At 62.5% G+C, this 12,432-nt stretch carries 10 protein-coding genes, 1 tRNA gene and 1 pseudogene; 7 read left to right on the forward strand and 5 right to left on the reverse strand.

Translation table 11 applies throughout. The annotated features are described in order from the left end of the window. Nucleotides 1–817, reverse strand: a pseudogene (locus BG842_RS19915) (phosphoglucosamine mutase); the annotation flags it as partial. Between the two features lie 47 nt (nucleotides 818–864). Further along, nucleotides 865–2,088: an MFS transporter gene (locus BG842_RS19920; protein ID WP_069452148.1), complete on the reverse strand. Its 1,224-nt coding sequence runs from the start codon at nucleotides 2,086–2,088 to the stop codon at nucleotides 865–867. A gap of 108 nt (nucleotides 2,089–2,196) precedes the next feature. On the opposite strand from BG842_RS19920, the gene BG842_RS19925 reads away from it, so the two are divergent. Beyond that, the gene (locus BG842_RS19925) at nucleotides 2,197–3,069 is read left to right on the forward strand and encodes a hypothetical protein (protein ID WP_069452149.1); all 873 of its coding nucleotides are present in this window, start codon (nucleotides 2,197–2,199) and stop codon (nucleotides 3,067–3,069) included. 233 nt (nucleotides 3,070–3,302) lie between these two features. Then, nucleotides 3,303–4,811: a glycosyltransferase gene (locus tag BG842_RS19930; RefSeq protein WP_069452150.1), complete on the forward strand. Its 1,509-nt coding sequence runs from the start codon at nucleotides 3,303–3,305 to the stop codon at nucleotides 4,809–4,811. Here the strand turns inward: BG842_RS19930 and BG842_RS19935 are convergent. Beyond that, entirely contained in the window at nucleotides 4,808–5,614 is an 807-nt protein-coding gene (locus tag BG842_RS19935) for a ZIP family metal transporter (RefSeq protein ID WP_069452151.1), read from the reverse strand. The two genes, BG842_RS19930 and BG842_RS19935, sit on opposite strands and share 4 nt — an antisense overlap. A 270-nt stretch (nucleotides 5,615–5,884) precedes the next feature. Here BG842_RS19935 and BG842_RS19940 point away from each other — a divergent pair, with 270 nt between their 5' ends. Next, a complete protein-coding gene (locus BG842_RS19940) occupies nucleotides 5,885–6,124 on the forward strand; it encodes an amphi-Trp domain-containing protein (RefSeq protein ID WP_007982226.1) in 240 nt (79 codons plus the stop codon). Between the two features lie 80 nt (nucleotides 6,125–6,204). On the opposite strand, the gene BG842_RS19945 is transcribed toward BG842_RS19940, so the two are convergent. Both BG842_RS19945 and BG842_RS19950 read right to left on the reverse strand, forming a co-directional pair. Further along, a tRNA-His gene (locus BG842_RS19945) sits at nucleotides 6,205–6,277 on the reverse strand. An 86-nt stretch (nucleotides 6,278–6,363) separates the two neighbouring features. Continuing rightward, complete coding sequence (locus BG842_RS19950) at nucleotides 6,364–6,765, reverse strand: hypothetical protein (protein ID WP_007982228.1); 402 nt, start codon at nucleotides 6,763–6,765, stop codon at nucleotides 6,364–6,366. Nucleotides 6,766–6,888: 123 nt separating this feature from the next. On the opposite strand from BG842_RS19950, the gene BG842_RS19955 reads away from it, so the two are divergent. The 4 genes from BG842_RS19955 to BG842_RS19970 all read left to right on the forward strand — a co-directional run. Next, nucleotides 6,889–7,986, forward strand: a complete 1,098-nt coding sequence (locus BG842_RS19955; protein ID WP_069452152.1) for an ATPase domain-containing protein — start codon at nucleotides 6,889–6,891, stop codon at nucleotides 7,984–7,986. A gap of 247 nt (nucleotides 7,987–8,233) precedes the next feature. Continuing rightward, nucleotides 8,234–9,895 (forward strand): PQQ-binding-like beta-propeller repeat protein, encoded by a 1,662-nt coding sequence (locus BG842_RS19960; RefSeq protein ID WP_254663323.1) that lies wholly within the window; start codon nucleotides 8,234–8,236, stop codon nucleotides 9,893–9,895. Between the two features lie 164 nt (nucleotides 9,896–10,059). Continuing rightward, entirely contained in the window at nucleotides 10,060–11,244 is a 1,185-nt protein-coding gene (locus tag BG842_RS19965; protein WP_069452153.1) for an aspartate kinase, read from the forward strand. Nucleotides 11,245–11,394: 150 nt separating this feature from the next. Further along, the coding region (locus BG842_RS19970; RefSeq protein WP_083252656.1) for a PAS domain S-box protein at nucleotides 11,395–12,432 on the forward strand (1,038 nt) is incomplete at its 3' end.

Genomic DNA, 12,432 nt, shown 5'->3' on the forward strand with positions numbered 1-12,432 from the left:
CGGCGTCGTCGGGTTCGAGTTGTGCGGCGGCGAGCGCGGCGAGCGTGGCGTCTCCCTCGATGTACTGGCCGTTCTCGTCGTAGAAGATGGCGCGGTCGGCGTCGCCGTCGTGTGCGATGCCGACGTCCGCGCCGCTTGCTTCGACCAACCGGCCGAGGTCTGCGAGATTTCCGGGGACGGGTTCGGGGTCACGACCGGGGAAGTGGCCGTCGGGTTGGCTGTTCGTCGTGACGACGGTACAGCCGAGTTTGCGGAAGAATTCGGGTGAGGTGAGCGATCCGGCCCCGTGTCCGGGGTCGAGCGCGACGGTGGGGTTCGCGTCGGCGATTCGGTCCCTATCGATGGATTCGAGCAGTTGCGAGACGTACCGCTCGCGGGAGTCCTCGATGAGGTGGCTGTGACCCGTCTCGCTCCAGCGAACCTCTTCGAACTTCTCGGTGAGGAACTTCTCTTCGACTCGTTCGAGGCTGCCGACGGCGAGTTCGATACCGTCGTCGCCGATGAGTTTCACGCCGTTGTACTCCGGCGGGTTGTGCGAGGCGGTTATCATCAACGCGGGAACGCCCTCGCTTTCGGCGTACGCCTGTGCGCCGGGCGTCGGAATGACGCCGAGTCGGTCCACGTTCGCCCCGACGCTCGCCAACCCGCTCGCGGCGGCGTCCGCGAGCATGTCTCCCGTGGCTCGCGTATCCCGTGCCAGCGCGATTCGGTCGGTGCGCCAGACCGTCCCCGCCGCCTTCGCGATTTTGAGCACGAACTCGGGGGTTAGTTCGTCGTTGGCGACCCCTCTCGTCCCGCTCGACCCGAACACCTTCATGTGGGGGCGTGGGGTTTCTGCCTTCAAAGAGATTCCGAATACGGGTGCTACTCCGCCTCAGCGCGCTGTCCGGTGGCTGATTTCACCGGCGACTCCCAGCCGAGGACGGCGAGCGACCCGACCACGAGTACGCCGCCCGCGACCGCCAGCGCGGTGAGCGGGGAGGCGGCGTCCGAAAGCAGTCCGCTCCCGAGTTGGAAGGGGATGACGGTCAGCGAACTCACCATCGCCAGCGCGGACAACACCGTCGCCCGTCCGAGCGTCTCGATGCGGTCGTTGACGTATTGGGACGCCAGCGAGCGGGTCGTCTCCGCGATACCGCGTGCGAACAGGAACGCCGGAATCGCCAGTACCGGGACGAACCGAAGTGTGACGAGGCCGAGGCCGACGACGAACGGAATCACGAGGAACCACGTCCGAATGCCGATTCGCTCCCGAATCGCGCCGGTGTAGTAGCTCAGTCCCGCCGAGAGGAGGCTGATGGCGGCGTAGAACCAGCCGAGAATGGGTTCGACGCTTCCCTTCGGAACGCCGACCTGCGGCAGGACGGTCTCCAACACCGGTTGGACGTACATGAACACGAGGTAGGACACCGCCGAGAAGAGGACGAAGTAGTAGACGACGAAGGCCCGAAGCCGCGGATTCGAAAGCGTCTCCCGAATCACGCCGACGGCCTCCCGGATGCCGAGCTCGTCGGATTCGCTCTCCTCGTAACTCGTGGGTTCGTCCATTGCGAGCAGGACGGGGACGCCGATTCCAGTCACCCCGGCGGCGACCAGAAACGGGTAGGCGAGGTCGATGTTCCCGAGATAGCCGCCGAGTACGGACCCGACGACGCCGACCAGCAGGGCAACCGCCTGCCCGCGTCCGCGCACGTGGGCGAACCTGTCCTCAGACAAGTCGTCGGTGAGCGTATCGTAGAGCCACGCGTCGCTGCTCCCCGACCGGAAGGTGTAGCCGAACGACCAGCAGGCGTACAGCACCGCGAGTTGTGCGAAGTTCCCCGCGAAACCGATGCCCACGAGCGTCAGCGTGATGATGGTCGTCCCGATGAGGAGACTGTTCCGTCGGCCGACTCGGTCGCCGACGTATCCCGTCGGAATCTCCGAGACGAGGGTCGTGACGTTGTAAATCCCTTCGAGGATGGCGATTCCGGTGTAATCCAACCCGAGCGAGAGGAAGTAGAGATACATTATCGGCCGGTAGAACTCCACCGCCTTCGTGGACTTGTAGGCGTAGTAGAGGCCGATGTTCCGATTCGACTGCCACATACCTACTCGACCGTGCGACAGCACCGAGTTCCTTCTGCGCACTCGATTGCACATAGAAAGTTGACATTTTTCACGGGGGTTTTATTCGCCCTCGCCGAACGACCGAACATGGAGGACGAGCGACCCGACCCGGCCGACGCGCTCGCCGCTATCGGCAACGAACGCCGCGTCTCGATTCTCTACGAACTCCAGCAGGCGTTCCGCGAGGGTCACTCTCCGCTCCCCTACGCCGACCTCAAACGACGGGTCGGCCTCCGCGACAGCGGTAACTTCAACTATCACCTCCAGCGCCTCGTCGGGCAATTCGTCAGAAAATCGTCCGACGGCTACGCGCTCACCTACGCGGGCCGGAAGGTGGCGAGCGCGCTGACGGCGGGCGTGTTCACCGAGCAGGCCGACGGGACGACGCTCGACGCACCCGGTACGTGTTACGAGTGCGGAAACGGGGCGCTGTTCGCCCGTTACGAGGAGGAACGCGTCCACATCGCCTGCGAGTCTTGCGACGAGGAACTTCTGCACAATCCCTTTCCGCCAGCGCCGACGACCCGCCGCGACGACCTCCTCGACGCTTTCGAGGTGTGGACCCGCCGCTGGAACGCTCTCGCGGCCGCCGGTACCTGTCCCGAATGTGGTTCCCGGATGTCCGGCACCCTCACCGACTACCGACCCGAACTCGGCACCGGAAACGTGCCGTACCGACTCCGCGTCTCCTGTTCTGCGTGCTGGGCGATGGCGAACCTCCCCGTCGGGTGTCTCGTCCGCGACGACCCCCGAGTCGTTGGTTTTCACGCCGAACGCGGCGTCTCGCTCGACGAGCGGTATCTCTGGGACCTCGACTGGGCGCTCCACCGCGACTATCTGACCGTCCTCGATGACGACCCACCCCGCCTCCGTCTCCGTATCCCCCTCGATTCCGAGGCGCTTCGATTGACCGTCGATAACGAAGGGACCGTCGTTTCGACGACCGTTAGCGAACGATGACGGTTCGTCTATCGCCCGTACCCGACCGGTCGAGTAGAGTTCAGTAGTCGAGAAACGAGTTCAGTAGTATTCGATGCTATTTAGTATTTTTCAGTATAAAATAGTATTCCACAGTAGGATTTAGTACCTACAACTGACCCGAATTCATCCGTCGCTCTCCGTTCGTTTGACAGTTTTCGAACACAATCTGTTTACGGTGTGCTGTCATCCCACATAGCATCGCGACGGTACCAATGATACGACTCATCGACATCGAGGTCGAACACACTATCGAGGAGTACGCGACCGATACCGTCCTTCGGGATTCGGTCCGAACGATGCAAAACGCCGTCACCGACGACGTGGCCGCGCTGGACGGGCGCACCGTCTGGATGGTGAACTCGACGGCGAGCGGCGGTGGCGTCGCCGAGATGATGCCGAAACTCGTCGGCCTCTTCCGCGCGCTCGGTGTCGATGCGGAATGGGCGGTCATCGACGTGGACGAACCGGTGTTCTTCGAGTTCACGAAGGGGATTCACAACCTCCTGCACGGTGCGGGCGACCCCGACCTCGTGGACCACGAGCGGTCGATCTACGAAGCGACGAGTCGCTCGGTCGCCGACGAACTCGAAGACCACATCGCACCCGAAGACGTGCTCGTCGTCCACGACCCGCAACCGCTCGCGGCGGGTTCGATGGTCGCCGACGCACTGGACGTTCCCGCCGTCTGGCGGTGTCACATCGGTTCCGAGGAGCATTCGGAAAAATCCCGAACCGCGTGGGAGTTCCTCCGCCCGTGGATAGCCGACTACGACCGGACGGTGTTCACGCTCCCCGCGTACATTCCCGCATTTCTGGAAACCGAGGCCGACATCATCCCGCCCGCAATCGACCCGTTCAGCGCGAAGAACCGCCGTCTCAAGCCGCAGGAGGCCGCTACCGTTCTGGCGCGGGCGGACCTCATCGACACCGACCACCCGGTCGAGCGGTTCGACCAACCGGCGCGGCGATTACAGGCCGACGGCACGTTCGCGCCCGCGACGGACCCGGACGACATCGGCCTGCTCTTCCGTCCGACGATTTGTCAGATCTCCCGCTGGGACGGTCTCAAGGGATTCGTTCCCCTGTTGCGCGGGTTCGCCGAACTCAAACGCGACGTTCGTGAAGACGTGGACGCCTCCGCGAAGACGGCCGCGAACGGCGGCGACGATTCGACTGATTCGGAGCGCTCCGCCGCTCACCGTCAGCGAATCGAAGACGCCCGTCTCCTCCTCGTCGGTCCCGACCCTTCCTCGGTGGCGGACGACCCGGAGGGACGCCAGGCGCTCGAAAATCTGGAAGAGGAATGGCTGGCGCTCGACCCCGAGGTACGGTCCGACGTCGCCGTCGTCGTCATGCCGCCGGACCAGCACGACAGTGCGCTCGTCATCAACGCCCTCCAGCGGTGCTCTTCGGTCGTCGCCCAGAACTCGCTTCAGGAGGGATTCGGTCTCACGGTGACGGAGGCGATGTGGAAACGGGCCGTCCTGATGGGTGCGGACACCGGCGGCATCAGCGCCCAAATCCGCGACGGCGAGGACGGACGGTTGGTCCCGGATTCGGGCGACCCGGCATCGGTCGCCCGCACGCTGGACGACGTGCTCGGGTCGCCCGAGCGGTGGGACGACTGGTCCTACAGCGCCCAGCGCCACGTCACGGACACTTACCTGGTCTTCGAGCAGGTGACGCGGTGGCTCGACACGCTCGGCGAGTTGGTCGATTAGAGGACGAACACCAGCGGGACGAACGCCACGAATCCGACGAGGACACCGGCGGACAGGTACCACTTCGCGCTCGACACGTTTTCGCCCGCTTCGAGCCCTTCGGGGAGCACGTCGCCGATGACGAGGTACAGCATCGACCCGGCCGCGAACCCGTAGCCGAAACCGAGAAACTGCTCGGCCAGCCGGACGAAGTAGAACGCGATGACCGCCCCGACCGGTTGCGGGAGGCTCGTGAAGAACGCGGCGCCCCACATGCGGCCGTTTCCGATTCCGTCCACGTCGTTTATCGGAATCGCGGTCGCCAGCCCCTCGGGGAAGTTGTGAATCGCGAGCGACCCCGTGATGGCGATGGCGACGAAGGGAACCGAGAACCCGAGGAGGTGGATGCCGCCCGACCGATTGAGTTCGGCGAACGAGACGCCGATGGCGAGTCCCTCGGGAAAGCTATGGACGAACAACACCAGCAGGATGTTGAGGATGGTTTGAAAATCTCCCATGGCGATATCTTCGGGTCGATAGTTCGTCCCGTAGCGGTCCACGACCCGATGGGCGACGATGACGAGGACGATGCCGGAGACGATTCCGCCACCGACGAGCAGCAAACTGCTGTCCTTTTTGTACGACTCGAAGAGCAGCCCGAACACCGAGGCGGACGCCATCAACCCCCCGGCGAAACCCCACAGTCCCACGTCGAGTTTGTCGTCGATGGCGTCGACCCAGAACAACGGAACCGCTCCGAGACTCGTTCCGAACGCCGCGATCAATCCCGCGACGAAGACGAGTGCGTACGGCCCCCAGCTCATGGCGAAAAATTGGGACTACACGCTTGTATGCCTTCCCGCCGATTTTGGCGGGCCTAAGATTTCTACCGGTTGTTTAGGGATTTTTCGACCGCTATAACGTTTCGCTCGCGGAAGATTCGCCCGCACAACCGACGGTAACGGAAAATCGCACGACGCGCGACGAATCGGTCGATTCCTGGCGGGTGAGTCGAACCCACCGCTCGCGGGGTTCGTCCGGCCGAACATCGTGCCCACAACAGCTATTTTCCAGTGTGAAGTACGCCTTCGTCCATGTCCGAAAAAACGCTTCACGAAGCACAAGTAACGCGCGACGAAGCGGCGGACCTCCTCGAAGATATCGCGGCCCAACTCCGCGGGAAAGGTTCCGCCGATATCGACGTCGGTAACAAGACGGTCACGCTCTCGCCGCGGAAGAAGATCGGCTACGAAATCGGCATCCGCGAGTCGTCCTCCGTGCTCCGCGGGGACCGGGAGACGGTCTCGATAAAACTCGACTGGAAACCGAAGTAGTCCGTTTCGAGACGTCGCGCGTGAGTCGCTCGCGGATGGTTCCGAGAACTACCCGCTCACGAAGAAATGTTCGCAAAAAGGTCCAGGTGCGAGAATCGAACCCGCGTCCCAGCCTCCACAAGGCTGGAGGATAGTCCACTACCCCAACCCGGACACGCATGTCGTGGTAATCGGGAGAGATTAAAATACGTTTCGGAAAGGAACGTCGCGTATGGTGGTTTCTGCCGTGTTACTCGCACTCATTCCGTCTCGGTCGTCGGATTCTCCAGTCGAAATCGACGGGTTCGGTGGCCGTCGAACCACGGGCCGGGGTCAGACTCTTCGAATCCGACGTTCTCGGCGACGGCGACGATATCCGTCTCGGGTTCGGGAAGCAGTATTTCGACGGGCATCGCCTCCCGTTCCGCGAATCGAATCGGCTCGTCGAGGAGGTGTTCGCAGGCCGCCTCCGCGCCGAAGAGGTGCGTGACGTGCACCGTCTCTTCGTCGGCCTCGAACCCGACGAAGGCGTCGATTTCTCCATCCGATTCCGCCACGCGAACCGTCCGGTCGTGAACCACGTCGGCCATCACCTCGGTCGGTACGTCGGCGAGTGCCGCGAGGCGTCCCCCGTCTGCCTCTACCGCGTCTCGGACGCGCATGAGTGGCTATTCTCGCTCCCTCGCATTAACTCTTCAGCCCAGCCCAATCGTTCTCGACACACCGATTACCGATGGTTTGCGGCCGGGAGTAGCTTCATCCTCTTCGGATGCTAACGTGTGACTATGAGCGACGACTCCATGAACGCCGACCGAGCACGGTGTGATTTCTGTCGTCTGCCGTGTCCCGAGATTCCGGTATCGCTGGCGTACGGTGATACCACCTACGAGTTCTGCTCGCGGACCTGCCGGGACGAGATGCGCCGAAGCGACCGCGTGTTCACGACCTACCACGGCTTTCGACAGATTACTACGGGTGTCTCGGCGCTCGACGACCACCTGCCGGAGGGATTGCCGCGGAACTCGTTCGTCCTCCTTTCCGGTGAGGGTGGAACCCGCGACAACGCCATCCAGTCGGAACTCGTCTGGCGGACGCTTCGGCGCGGCGAACCCGCCATCGTCGTCAGCTTCACCGAACCTCCGATTTCCGTCATCGAGCAGTTCCTCTCGTTGGAGTGGAACGTCCTCCCGTACCTCGAATCCGGTCTCTTACACATCCTCGATTGTTTCACGTATCGCGTCAGCGACCGCGACCGGATGTTCACTCGGATGGACGAGTGGAACCAGTTCCTCCACCGCATCGTCGCGGACGCGACGACGACGGTCCGCGACCCGAGCGACACGAGCGAACTCCAGAACAAACTCGACAACTGCCTCGAATCGCTGTCTATGAGCGACACCGGCGTCGTCGCCATCGACTCGCTGACCGAATTCGGATCCCTCGTCCAACCCGTTCGAGCGTACGATTTCGTCAAGGACATCCGAGCGGACATCTGCAAAGGCCGGTTCGTCATCGTCTTCGCGGGCGCGACGTTCACCGGGGAAGAGGACGCCTTTCCCCACGACATGGCCTACGTCATCGACGGAATCATCGACTTGCAGTTGGACGGATCGATAATCGAGGACGTGCTCATCAAACGGGTTCGCATCCGGAAAATGAACGGCGTCCTCACGATTCCCGAGTGGGTCGCCTACGAGTACACCGGGGGTGACGGACTCGTCGCGTTCGACCCGATGGAGGAACTCGAAAAGGCGGGGAACTTCGTGGGCGAATCCCCGGAGATAGCGTCGGAAAAGCGGTCTTCGAGCAACGAGCCCCCTGATTCAACCCACGGAGACGACGCCACTTCCGGGGAAACCGGCGACCAGGACGTAAACGAGTGAGTATGCGCTCCGACGATTCGTCGTGACTTCGCCCACCAAGACGTCGAAACCGCGTTCACTCCGGCCCTTCGAAGACCGCGTATCCCGTCCGCCTCGGTGCTGTGTTTTGTCTCCAGGTCCGCGCTTTGCTTCTATTCGAATACCGTACCGTCGTTCGACTATGTTTGTTATAGCCTGCTTGATGCTGCAATATTAACTTCAGGCACGTCATAACAATACCAAAAACGGTTGTTTTTACGTCCGAACGATGCCTGGAGAACCTGCGCCGCGAAAGGGCACTGACCGTCGAACGTTCCTGAAAACCGTCGGTATCACGATGGGCGTCGCGAGCTACGGAACCTCTGGCTCCGTCGTCGCCGATTCTGAGGTCGTGGACTCCAACGAGTGGACCGGCCCACGGGGCGGGCCGGGACGGACGGGAACGACCGAGAATAGCGGTCCGACGCCGTTCCCGACCCTCGACTGGCGATTGGACTTGGACGGTACTATGTACCATACTGAGCCCGTCGTCGGCGACGACGTGTTATACCTCGCCGTCACGGCGAACAACACCCCCGGCGAACGCGCCGGATATCTCGGCGCGTACGACATCGAAACCGGCGACAGACGGTGGAAACGTACCGGTTTTCCGAATCCGAAAACTCCGACGACGTCCGGAGAGATGCTCTACTTCGCGACGCAGACCGCCGAAACCGAAGAATCTGACCACGGTTTCTATGCGCTCGATGCCGATTCCGGGGAGACGATGTGGACGCGGCGTGACCACAGTCGGTGGTCCCGTCCGATTCTCGTAGGCGACCGGGTGTTCACCGCGAACGAGGAAGACATCTACGCACTCGACGCCGAGACCGGCGATACCTTGTGGCAAACCGAGGGTGTGACCGGAATCGAAGAAGAGGTCGGGACGACGCTGAGCTACACCGATGGGTCGGTCTTTACGAGCAGCGGAATCGCGTTGGATGCGGACGACGGTTCGAAACAGTGGGAAGTCTCGCCGGACGACACGACCCTCGGCAATCCCGCAACCAACGGTTGGATGGTGTTTTTCACTCAGACGGATTTCCTCGAGGGAGACGACACGCAGGTCACGATAGAGGCTCGGTCTCCGGACAGCGGCGAACTGCAGTGGGAATACGAGTCCGACGCGGGCAACCGATGGGACGGGCGAACTGCCATCACCGGCGACCACGTACTCCTTGTGGATTTGAACGGGGAATCCGTGGTGCAGGCGCTCGACGCCGAAACCGGAGAGACGGCCTGGGAAACCACCTTCCCGGGACAGTTCTTCAGTAGTCCCGTAGTTGGCGGAGGGATAATCTATGTCTGTGGACAGTACATCCCGGAGTCGGACTCGGCTGCCGGTCGCGGACTCGTTCACGCCGTCGATAGCGCGACCGGCGAGCGCCAGTGGTCATACCTCCTCGACAGCGATGGCCTCGAAACGTCACCGGAAGACGCTCCGGCCGCTGGCGTTCCCGTTATCAGCAACGGCAAACTGTATGCCGCGACGTATCCAGCCAACGCGACGCTCGATTACAAGTACACCTACTACTCGAACTTCTTCGTCCTCGGGTCGTGCGACCGGCGACCGGACGGCGACGAGCGACTTCCGTCCGATGACCCCGACGGAGGGGACGACTTCCCGCCGCTCGACGTGTGTATCGATGTCGTATCGAATCTCGATTTGGATTCCTTGGATGTCGGAGATATCGTTCGACTCGCCGCTTCCTGTTCGACCGGGCGAGAACTGGAGTTCGCGTGGGACATCGACGGTGACGGTCAGTACGAGGAGTCCGGTTCGGTAGTCTCGGCTACCATCCCGACGTGCGGGTCGCTGACGGTGGAACTGAAAGTCACGGATGCGAACGGTGCCACCGACACGGCGAGCGTTCGACTCTCTACGAACTGAGTCTTCGCCACCGACCGTTCGACCTGCCGAGGTCGGCATCGGGGTTTCCGAACCGCCCCGATACTGTCAGCGGAATAACTGGCAGAAATTCTTGACATGCAAGCAGTTATCTGGCCACCGTTGCAATGCCACCCCATGAATTACCGACCACGGACGGTGGTTCGGTGCGCGTAGTCGCCAAGTTCGGAGGCACCAGCCTCGGGAGCGGTGACCGCATCAACCGTGCCGCAGATTCCGTAGCAGCAGCCGTCGAAGCAGGACACGAAATCGCCGTCGTTGCCAGCGCGATGGGCAACACGACCGACGAACTCCTCGACGAAATCCATTTCGACGCGGACGAACCCGACCGCGCCGAAATCGTCAGCATGGGCGAGCGCACGAGCGTCCGGATGCTCAAGGCCGCCCTGTCCGCGCGCGGCGTGGACGCGATGTTTCTCGAACCCGGCAGCGAGCAGTGGCCCGTCATCACCGACAAGCGCGGGGAAGTCAACGTCGAGGCGACGAAGGAACGCGCCGCCGAACTCGCGTCGGAGTTGGACGGCATCGTTCCCGTCATCACCGGATTCCTCGCCGAGAACGAGGAGGGCGGCGTGACGACGCTCGGCCGCGGCGGCAGCGACACGACGGCCGTGATGCTCGGCACCTACATGGACGCCGACGAAGTGGTCATCGTCACCGACGTGGAGGGCGTCATGACCGGCGACCCGAGCGTCGTGGAAGGCGCACGGAACGTCGGCGAAATCACGGTGGACGAACTCCGAAACCTCTCGTTCCGCGGAGCGGAGGTCGTCGCGCCGTCGGCGCTCTCGTACAAGGACGACAACCTACACGTTCGCGTCGTCCACTACCAGCACGGCGACCTGCTGGCCGGTGGGACGAACGTCACGGGACAGTTCGAGAACCTCATCGACATGCGCGAGTCGCCGCTCGCCTGCATGACCTTGGCGGGACGTGCGATTCGAAACCGCCCCGGTATCCTCGCCGACCTCTCCACCGCGCTCGGAACGGGCAACATCAACATCGACGCGGTGGCGAGCGGCATGGACAGCATCACGTTCTACGTGGACAGGGAGGAAGCGGAACGCGCCGAGAACATCCTTCATCAGGAGGTCATCGACGAGGAATCGCTTTCTAGCGTGACGGTGGACGACCCCATCGCCGTGATTCGGGTGACGGGCGGCGAACTCCCGAACGAGCCGGGAATCATCCACGAACTCGTGGACCCCATCGCGGAAGCGCACATCAACATCCACGACCTCATCACCAGCGCGACCAGCGTCGCCCTGTTCGTGGACTGGGACGACAGGGAACAGACGCTCGAAATCCTTCAGAACCACTTCCAGCAGTAGCGACGGTCGCCATCGGACGGTCGGTGTTGTGTTTCCGTCCGTGACGTTCGTTCACCGCTCGCGTCGTTTCTCCGGCGATTCGATACTTACATGATGGCATGGGAATGTGTATGACAACGGTGAGTACCCATTCCGGCCACATCTCCATCCATGCTTGAGTCGTGGGACCCATCGGGGGTCGTCGGACGGCGCGTAATCACGGTGCTCGGCGCGCTGTACGTCGGGGCCGGTTCTAGCATTTCGTTCACGCCAGTCGCGACCGATTGGACGCTCGGTATCGATTTTACCATCTTCACCCTCCTCGCCGGTCCCGGACTCGTCCTCCTCTACGTCGGGTACTGGCTGCCCCGAACCGAGATTCGCTCGGAACTCTTCTCGTCCGTTGCGAAGTGGTGTCTCGGCGGTATGGTGGCGATGCTCGGTATCCTCCTTTTTATCTATCTCGTCGCCCGCAACACCCCGTCGGTCGGCGGCATGCTCATCCTCACGGCACTCGGCAGTCTCTCCGGGCTGGGAATGGGGTTCAACGACGCGCAAGCAGAGACGCGGGCGCTCAACGCCGACGAACAGCGGCGGGAGGCGGAGCGGTACGGCAAGGAACTCGAACGCTACGAAACCATCGTCGAGACGGTCAACGACGGCATCTTCGTCATCGACGAGGACGACTACTTTATCCACGTCAACGAGGCCTACGCCGAAATCGTCGGGTACGACCGCGAGGAACTGCTCGGCTCACACACCTCGCTCGTCGTCGTGAGGGGGTTGAACGACCTCTCCAACGAACTGCAACACGAACTCCTCGCCGACGATAGCGATACGAAGACGTACGACGCAATACTGGAAACGGCGGCCGGCGAGATGTTGGATATCGAGGCGACCGTCGCGGGACTTCCGAAGCAGACCGGTTCGGGGCAGGACCTCGTTGGCGTCGTCCGGGACGTAACCGAGCGCAATGAGCGCGAGCGACAACTCGAACGGCAGAACCAGCGACTCGATAGCTTCGCCAGCATGGTCGCCCACGAACTCCGAAACCCGCTCATGATCGGCCAGATGTACTGCAACGAACTCCCGGACGACGCGGCCCCGGTCGCGGTCGATTACATCACGGAATCGTTCGACCGCATCGACGACATCATCGACGTGCTGTTGGTGGTGACGCAGGGCTACGAGACGGTTCCTGAGAGTACA

The organism is Haladaptatus sp. W1, from assembly GCF_001723155.1.
Taxonomy (GTDB): domain Archaea; phylum Halobacteriota; class Halobacteria; order Halobacteriales; family Haladaptataceae; genus Haladaptatus; species Haladaptatus paucihalophilus.

Bases quoted from the DNA above. Each gene is read 5' to 3' on its own strand.
- BG842_RS19920 (WP_069452148.1), bottom strand. From the start codon at position 2,088: ATGTGGCAGTCGAATCGGAACATCGGCCTCTACTACGCCTACAAGTCC.
- BG842_RS19925 (WP_069452149.1), top strand. From the start codon at position 2,197: ATGGAGGACGAGCGACCCGACCCGGCCGACGCGCTCGCCGCTATCGGC.
- BG842_RS19930 (WP_069452150.1), top strand. From the start codon at position 3,303: ATGATACGACTCATCGACATCGAGGTCGAACACACTATCGAGGAGTAC.
- BG842_RS19935 (WP_069452151.1), bottom strand. From the start codon at position 5,614: ATGAGCTGGGGGCCGTACGCACTCGTCTTCGTCGCGGGATTGATCGCG.
- BG842_RS19940 (WP_007982226.1), top strand. From the start codon at position 5,885: ATGTCCGAAAAAACGCTTCACGAAGCACAAGTAACGCGCGACGAAGCG.
- BG842_RS19950 (WP_007982228.1), bottom strand. From the start codon at position 6,765: ATGCGCGTCCGAGACGCGGTAGAGGCAGACGGGGGACGCCTCGCGGCA.
- BG842_RS19955 (WP_069452152.1), top strand. From the start codon at position 6,889: ATGAGCGACGACTCCATGAACGCCGACCGAGCACGGTGTGATTTCTGT.
- BG842_RS19960 (WP_254663323.1), top strand. From the start codon at position 8,234: ATGCCTGGAGAACCTGCGCCGCGAAAGGGCACTGACCGTCGAACGTTC.